General features: G+C 43.3%; 7 protein-coding genes, 1 pseudogene and 1 riboswitch. Of the genes and pseudogenes, 6 read left to right on the top strand and 2 right to left on the bottom strand.

The window, feature by feature from the left end; genetic code table 11:
- Positions 1-256: 256 nt before the first annotated feature.
- Both D1970_RS23490 and D1970_RS19825 read left to right on the top strand, forming a co-directional pair.
- Positions 257-487: pseudogene (locus D1970_RS23490) on the top strand (VOC family protein); the annotation flags it as partial.
- A complete protein-coding gene (locus tag D1970_RS19825) occupies positions 460-738 on the top strand; it encodes a hypothetical protein (protein ID WP_119114586.1) in 279 nt (92 codons plus the stop codon). The pseudogene D1970_RS23490 and the gene D1970_RS19825, both read left to right, overlap by 28 nt.
- 177 nt (positions 739-915) lie before the next feature.
- Here D1970_RS19825 and D1970_RS19820 read toward each other — a convergent pair whose 3' ends face one another.
- Positions 916-2,133, bottom strand: a complete 1,218-nt coding sequence (locus tag D1970_RS19820) for an IS110 family RNA-guided transposase (protein WP_119114585.1) — start codon at positions 2,131-2,133, stop codon at positions 916-918.
- Between the two features lie 416 nt (positions 2,134-2,549).
- On the bottom strand, positions 2,550-4,244 hold the full coding sequence (locus tag D1970_RS19815) for a glycosyl hydrolase family 28-related protein (protein ID WP_119114584.1): 1,695 nt from the start codon (positions 4,242-4,244) through the stop codon (positions 2,550-2,552).
- A 143-nt stretch (positions 4,245-4,387) separates the two neighbouring features.
- Positions 4,388-4,498, top strand: a riboswitch (TPP riboswitch).
- A 144-nt stretch (positions 4,499-4,642) separates the two neighbouring features.
- Between D1970_RS19815 and thiM the strand changes: the two genes are divergently transcribed.
- The 4 genes from thiM to thiW are packed head-to-tail and all read left to right on the top strand — an operon-like array spanning position 4,643 to position 7,504.
- Positions 4,643-5,461, top strand: a complete 819-nt coding sequence (gene thiM / locus D1970_RS19810; RefSeq protein ID WP_119114583.1) for a hydroxyethylthiazole kinase — start codon at positions 4,643-4,645, stop codon at positions 5,459-5,461.
- Positions 5,458-6,309: a bifunctional hydroxymethylpyrimidine kinase/phosphomethylpyrimidine kinase gene (gene thiD / locus D1970_RS19805; protein ID WP_246370322.1), complete on the top strand. Its 852-nt coding sequence runs from the start codon at positions 5,458-5,460 to the stop codon at positions 6,307-6,309. Before thiM ends, thiD begins: the two co-directional genes overlap by 4 nt.
- Positions 6,299-6,952 carry a thiamine phosphate synthase gene (gene thiE / locus D1970_RS19800; protein WP_119114582.1) on the top strand — a complete coding sequence of 218 codons (654 nt, stop codon included), beginning with the start codon at positions 6,299-6,301 and terminating at the stop codon, positions 6,950-6,952. Before thiD ends, thiE begins: the two co-directional genes overlap by 11 nt.
- A 36-nt stretch (positions 6,953-6,988) precedes the next feature.
- Positions 6,989-7,504 carry an energy coupling factor transporter S component ThiW gene (gene thiW / locus D1970_RS19795; protein WP_119114581.1) on the top strand — a complete coding sequence of 172 codons (516 nt, stop codon included), beginning with the start codon at positions 6,989-6,991 and terminating at the stop codon, positions 7,502-7,504.
- The last annotated feature ends 76 nt before the right edge of the window (positions 7,505-7,580 follow it).

Genomic DNA, 7,580 nt, shown 5'->3' with positions numbered 1-7,580 from the left:
AGCATTGTAATTTTCTCTCCAACCATTTTTTCACTCCATTTGTCACCAGGATTTAAAAACGTATTTTGCTGGTACTGAGACAGTATTCCTTATTGTGCTTGTGAGGAGGAGAGTTTATGTAAAGCAGTGGAATAAAATTTTATAAGTACATGGGGATTAAAAGATGTTCGTATAACTCTTACAGAAGTCATTCTTTTTTTAGTTACCTGGATCTAATTTTTCAAGGAGTTTATGCGCATGAAAATTAAGCAAAGTCGAACTACTGATTTCAAATTTTGAGCAAACTGTGCAATTTTATGAACAAACCCTCCAATTTAAAGTTTTATTTGCCAATGACCGTTATGCGTTATTTCAAATTGGAAAGAGTGTATTAAAGTTAATGAAAGACGATAAGGAATGTAATCATTATTATCATTTTGCATTTAATATCCATTCAAATATGTTTAAACAGGCAAAGGAATGGCTATCAAAGCGAGTTCAGTTTTGAAGGAAGGCGGGTTGGATGAAATAGATTTCAAAGGAAGAACACAAGCAAATGCTTGTTATTTTGAAGATCCGGCAGGGAACATAGTGGAGTATATTGCTAGAAGAGATACTTCTTCTAAATCAAACAAAAGGGAATTCTCCTTAAACAGCGTCTTATCTTTAAGTGAAATCAGCTTATCCACGGATCAAATCAGAAAATATGCAGAACAGATAAAATCACTTGGTATCCCCGTTCGCGATTATGCGGGTTGAAGAGCTAGCTCCAAAACCCTGCATTATTAGTAAAGTGTATTGGTCCGCCTTTTCTTCAACTACCATGAAAATTAAACACTAATAATCAGAAAAAAGACCATATTAAATAAAACGCAAGCTTCAATTTTTTTGAAAAAGAGCAGCGCCCTATTAAAGTCTCCTAGAATTTATCGGTGGTTAGGATGCTTCTGATATATTTACGGTATATCCTAAGTTTTCTAACCTTCGGACCGAATTTCTTACAATGGAAGCTTGCTTTTGCTTATCAAAATAATCTTCGCCTAAGTCTACATACATTTCTTTTCTTGTTAAAAGGTAATAAGAAATTCTTAACATGGCGTGCGCAACGACAATTCCAGCTCGTTTTCTTCCTTTTCGTGCAGCTGTCCGTCTGTATAGAGCGCCAAGATAGTTTTTGGAGGCTCCAACTGAATGAGCAGCTTCAGTTAAAGCAGATTTTAAATATTTATTTCCCTTTTTGCCTCTGGTTGATTTCCTTTTTCCTGCACTTTCATTGTGTCCTGGTACGAGGGCGGCCCATGAACATAATCTGGCTGCACTTTCGAACTGTTTTTCAACGTCCGTTCCGATTTCAGCTAGAATTTGTTCTGCCATTCGAGTGGCAATTCCAGGTATTGAATCCAGTCGTTCTATGCTTTCTTGATACACACTAACTCTTTGGGCAACCTCTTGATCGAGTTTTTCAATCTGTTCAGTCAGAAAATCAATATGAGTAAGAATCGTTTTGAGCATCATGCGTTGATGAGGATTCACATACCCATTCAGGGCAAGGATTAAATCATCTTTTTTCTTCTTCATCGAGCGTCGTGCAAAGTTTGCTAGTTTCTTAGGATCATCCTCACCATTTGCGATCGCATGAAGCATGTCCTTTGATGAAACGCCCATAATATCCGATACGACAGAGCCTAATTTGATATTTGCACCTTCAAGTACCTTTTGAATTCGATTATGCTGTCTAGCTCGTTCTTCAATAATACTTCTGCGATAACGAACAAGCTCACGCAATTCCCGCTGATTTCGATCAGGGATAAAGCTAGCTTTCAACAACCCATGACGAAGAAGTTGATCGATCCACTCAGCATCCTTGACATCTGTTTTTCGACCAGGGACTGCTTTCATATGTTGTGCGTTAACAACTAAAAATTCCATTTCTTCAGCCTCAATTAAGTTCACGATAGGCTTCCAAAACACACCTGTGCTCTCCATAGCGACATGAGTGCAACCATGTGATTTAATCCAATCCATCAGTTGAATTAAAAACACCGTTTTTGTAGAAAATGTTTGAATCTCCTTTCCTTCGGGGGTCATAATGCAGGCGGTAATGTTATCTTTATGTACATCCATTCCGCATACTCGTTCAATGATAACTTCCATTGAAACCATCCTTCCTATGGCGAAAAATTAGAGGCTGGTGCAAAAACCAGAATAGGATTAATCTACCATGAGTGCTTCCCGTAAGGGAGCGACAGTCTGTGATGCACCGAGGTCGTTGGAGTCAGACTAACGGATGGGCTCTAATGGCACCATAGTTCATCGACCTTCCTCACCCAGCCATAGAATCAGTATGGACGGTTTTCCACTATTTTCATTCTCTGTGGTGCAGCGCTGGTCGTGCGATGCATGGTTGGCTAATGGGGCAGCATTAGTTGAAGAAGATTTAAACAAATTTATTAGTCGTTTTTTTAACAGATTCGATTTTAATTAGCGATAATTAAACAACTTAAAAGAGTCATACTTCAATTTAGAGGTAGTAGGGCTCTTTGTTTTTTTATTAATATTAAATAACTTTATTATCTGTATACAATAGAAGTGTATTTCTTGCCCGCAATTGCTGCAAGGCAGCTGTAACCTTCCGCCTGTACCCCGGATAGCTCGAAAGGTGGATCATCTGCTTTTACTGCGTACTTTCCATTAAACCCTGTTGCTTCAAGGTTTTGGATGCTGACCATTTTCAGTCCCTTGCCAATCCTAATGGCCTGAGGTGCCGAGTTTTTAACCGTTACGTTCCTGACGCTGATATGGTCGGCATGATGCTCACCGCCAAAAATTTTGATGTCGCTACCTGCATGTTTGAAATCCCTGATGGAAACATTGCTGAGAACAACATTTTTCGCTTTATACTGGATGGCTATAACCGGGTTGCCTTTATAGTCATAATCAGGGTCGCCGATAAGGCTGAAATGGTTGATGACAACGTTCTTATAGGCTGACACGACAAGGGCGCGCGGGTCTGACTCAGCATACAGCTCTGTAAATTTCGGCGCAATGGCAATAAGGTTCGTCGCTCTGATATTGCAGGCTGTAGCCGAGTCAGGGTCAGTATTTTTATGGTGGCCGATATGTCTGAAATTGTAGCTTCGATTATCATTTAGCGACAAATGACCGATGATGACCACATTATTTCCTGCGGATGAGGTTTCATGCGCTTTGATTTCCACACCGCCAAAGCATCTTGCGGTTGAATTATTGAGGAGCCAGACATTGCGCGAACCATCGTCGACTTCGATTCCGTTAGAATTGGAGAATCCCTTGGCATGGGCCCTGCCGCTAGGATCGCACATATGGCAATTGGAAATAAAAATATTATCGCTGTGATGTGTAGTGATGCCGTCGTCCCCAAAGCCTTTTCCGTTTAACTTATCGAGCCAGATAAACTGGCTGCCTCCGCGGGCCCTGTAGCCATCACCGGAATAATCGTAGAGGGTTGAAGAAATATCAAAACAATGCAGCCCTGGATTGATCGCTTCTGTTTCTTTCACCCAGCCAAATGTCACATTCGCATACGTCAGGCAGCTTGAATGATTTCCCCAAGTGCTGGTTTTTTTGGTATTACCGAGCCTTTCGACATTCCAATCAAGACTCAAGCCTTCAACAGAAATATGATGGTTTCCCCACCAATGGTGCATATTTGTTACAAGTCTTGTTCCCTTTGAAGCAGAGGGATTTAGCTTAATCGTCGTGGCCCCTTTACCCGAACCGGATAATATAGTCCATGAAGGAAGCCGGATTCCCTTAGTGATATAGACACCAGGTGGGATGATGACCCTTCTTTTTCCCCGGTCAATAGCTTTTTTGAACGCCTCAGTATCATCTGTCACGCCATCACCGACTGCACCAAAGTCTCCGACACATACTTCTTCTTCAATTTCCCTTTCCAGCCTCGCATACTCTTCGTCGAGCATGCTCTTCCATTCGGGAACTAAGTTCCCATCTGCATCAGCGACAGTTGAAAATTCCTGAATGTTTGCACCTGCATTCACGGTAAGGAATGCACGTGAAAAATTATGGTGGAAATTCTTGAAAAGTCTAGTAATGCCGCCCGCTTTCTTTGCGGGGGTGAAAGTTACCGGATTCTGTTCGGCATTTTCATGGAAAAGTCTGTCTGTTTCTTGAACAGCTTTCTGAAGGTTAAATTTACGGAAAGAAAAATTCGCGATCAAGTTTGCGTTTTTCTTGGGATCATGTTTGAAATCGAGCTCAATCATAACGTTTCCCCCTATCTTCTTTTTCCTATTCATTCCCGGCATGAGAGTTTCGTAATCTTAAAAAGGGTGGCAGGAACCATCTTTCTGAATCTTTTTGCTTTACAGGCTGAATGCTTGGGGCTATGATGAAAAAAATGCATATGTAACACTACTAGGGGTGCCCGCGATTAGGGCTGAGAGGAAAACAGTCGGTTTTCTAACCCTTCGGACCTGATCTGGATCATACCAGCGTAGGAAAGTAGCCATGATTTTATTTGCTATTTAAGCCAGGTCCTATTCGGATCTGGCTTTTATTCATTTTACCAGAAAAGGAGGCGGTAATCGGGAAGACCCATCATTAAATTTTATATCAATAAAGATAAAAAAATATCAGCTATCGGAAAAAGGAGGATTATATCTTGAATCAAAAGCTCTGTTCTATTCTAGAAAAAGTAAGAAGCGGCAATCCGCTTGTACATAATATTACAAACGTGGTAGCAGCTAATTTTTCCGCTAACGGACTGCTTGCATTGGGAGCTTCTCCTGTCATGGCGGATGCTGTGGAGGAAGCTGGGGAAATGGCCAGCATCGCCGGCGCGCTTGTCCTCAATATCGGTACGTTAAGAAGTAGTACGGTCGAGGCAATGGCGCTTGCTGCAAAGTCGGCCAGTATGCACGGTATTCCGGTTGTCCTTGATCCTGTAGGAGCGGGGGCAACGGTTTACCGTACAGATACCGCCCAGACCCTGATGGAAGAGCAAAAGATTGCAATTTTAAGGGGAAATGCCGCAGAGGTGGCAAATGTGGCCGGCCGCAGCTGGGGCATTAAAGGTGTCGATTCAGTCGAAACCAGAGAGGATACAGTTGGGCTAGCTGTTGAGACTGCCAGGAAATTTGATACTGTTGTCGTCATCACGGGAAAAGAAGATGTTGTGGCAACTGCTTACTCCGCCGTCAAAATTAAGAACGGTCATCCCATTATGACAAAAGTGACTGGAACAGGATGTCTGCTGTCAGCCGTCATCGGTGCCTTTGCGGCGGTTGAAAAAGATTATGCAGCAGCAGCTGTTGCGGCGATTGCTTTTTATAATGTTGCTGCAGAAAGGGCTGCTGAGAGAACAAAAAATCTTGGCCCAGGTAGCTTCCAGATTGAATTCCTCAACCAGCTGGCGCTCACAGGTACGGATGAACTTAACAGCCGGGCACGAATCGAGACTGTATTGGAGGCAGGATTATGATAGGCGCGGGGAACGGTAACGAGATGAGAACAGTGCGTAAAGCATTGACAATCGCAGGATCAGACAGTGGTGGGGGCGCCGGGATACAGGCCGATCTTAAAACCTTTCAGGAGCTTGGTGTTTACGGGACTTCCGCAATTACTGCTGTAACTGCGCAAAACACACTTGGTGTCCAGGATATTTATCCAATGTCACCTAAGATGGTCGCAGCCCAGATTGATTGTATCGGTGAGGATATCGGAACGGACGCGCTAAAGACGGGGATGCTTTTCAGCGCCGACATTATTATTACGGTAGCTGAACGGATAAATCATTACGGCTGGCAGGCAATTGTAGATCCCGTGATGATAGCAAAAGGGGGCGCATCGCTTTTACAAACGGAAGCGGTCGAGGCTGTAAAAAAATACCTGATGCCCTGCGCACTTGTCGTGACGCCGAATATACCGGAAGCAGAAGTTCTTACGGGTGTAAGAATATCAACGGAAGAGGATAAAAAGCATGCAGCTGTATTACTTCACAAGCTTGGTGCGAAGCATGTCATCATTAAAGGGGGCCACGATGAGAATAGTCACGATTCCGCTTCGGATCTCTTGTATAACGGCCAAGATTTCAGCTATTTTACAAGTGCCCGCATTCCAACTAAAAATACACATGGAACAGGCTGTACATTTTCAGCTGCACTTACTGCTGGAATTGCCAATGGCGAAAGTGTGATGGATTCGGCTAAACTTGCGAAGGATTTTATTCAGATGGCTATACAGGACGATTTGAACATAGGGAAAGGGCACGGACCGACCAATCATTTTGCCTATAATCATAGAAGGGTAGAGATGAAAAATGGAAGATAAATTGCGCGAAATGCTGAAATTGTATTTTATCATGGGGAGCAATAACTGCAGGAAGGATCCTGAAACAGTTCTAAAAGAGGCAATCAAGGGAGGCATTACCCTTTTTCAATTCCGTGAAAAAGGGCAAGGCAGCCTAGGAGGTTGTGAAAAGAAACAACTTGCTGTGAACTTACAGCGAATCTGCAAAGAAGCTGGCATTCCATTTATCGTAAATGATGACATCGAACTGGCGCTCGAAGTCGATGCGGACGGTGTCCATATTGGCCAGAGTGATATGTCGGCAGGTGAAGCACGCTGTCTGGTCGGCAGCAAAATCCTTGGTGTATCGGTACATACATTGAAGGAGGCCGAACAAGCGCGAGAGATGGGAGCCGATTACTTTGGCGTAGGGCCGGTGTTTCACACTACAACTAAGGAAGACGCTTTGCCTGCAAGCGGGGTTTCTTTCATAAGAGAGCTAAGAAAAAATGGATACAGCATCCCAATTGTTGGAATCGGCGGCATTACAGCGGAAAACGCCGGAGATGTCATGTCTTCCGGGGTTGATGGTGTTTCTGTCATCTCATTCATATCGAATGCGGAGAGTCCTAAAAAAGCAGCTATGGGACTAAAAGAAAATATCATGCATAAGCAAAATGGATAAGAACTCATTTTATTGAGAGGTAAAGGGCTAAGCAAAATGGACAAAACGAGAAAATTGACATTCACGGCAATGCTTGTGGCAATCGGAACACTTTCAAGCCATGTATTCTATATCCCGGCAGGTTTTACAAAACTATTTCCAGTACAGCATTTGATAAATGTGGTCTCCGCGGTGCTCCTTGGGCCGGCTTATGCAGTGGGCCAGGCTTTTTGTACATCGCTGTTGCGGAACTTGATGGGGACGGGGTCGCTATTTGCTTTCCCAGGCAGCATAATCGGTGCCTTACTGGCTGCGTTATTATTCGCAAAAACTAAAAAACTCTACATGGCGTTCATCGGTGAGACGATCGGGACGGGAATTCTTGGAGCGATCGCCTCCTATCCCATCGCTGTCATCCTTCTCGGAAAGGAGGCAACATTATTCGGTTTTATCCCGATGTTCATTTTCAGTTCCTTGGCCGGGGCACTGTTAGGATGTCTTCTTCTAGGGGTATTTGCAAAGAATAAGGTGCTGGACCGTGCAAAGGGGACACCTCATTACACGAAGCAGTAATTGCAACTCGGTAAATTGTATATTTTGTCACACCATCAGAAGGAAGCGTGTTAAAATCAGACTATCTTATAGAATG

Origin of the sequence: Mesobacillus zeae (assembly GCF_003570705.1) — a bacterium.
Taxonomy (GTDB): Bacteria; Bacillota; Bacilli; order Bacillales; family Cytobacillaceae; genus Mesobacillus_C; species Mesobacillus_C zeae.
The sequence above is the reverse complement of the archived record's forward strand: the minus strand, read 5'-3'. Positions and strand labels throughout refer to the sequence as shown.

Excerpts from the sequence above, each read along its gene's own strand:
- D1970_RS19815 (WP_119114584.1), bottom strand. The coding sequence starts at position 4,244 with ATGATTGAGCTCGATTTCAAACATGATCCCAAGAAAAACGCAAACTTG.
- thiW (WP_119114581.1), top strand. The coding sequence starts at position 6,989 with ATGGACAAAACGAGAAAATTGACATTCACGGCAATGCTTGTGGCAATC.
- thiD (WP_246370322.1), top strand. The coding sequence starts at position 5,458 with ATGATAGGCGCGGGGAACGGTAACGAGATGAGAACAGTGCGTAAAGCA.
- D1970_RS19825 (WP_119114586.1), top strand. The coding sequence starts at position 460 with ATGGCTATCAAAGCGAGTTCAGTTTTGAAGGAAGGCGGGTTGGATGAA.
- thiE (WP_119114582.1), top strand. The coding sequence starts at position 6,299 with ATGGAAGATAAATTGCGCGAAATGCTGAAATTGTATTTTATCATGGGG.
- D1970_RS19820 (WP_119114585.1), bottom strand. The coding sequence starts at position 2,133 with ATGGAAGTTATCATTGAACGAGTATGCGGAATGGATGTACATAAAGAT.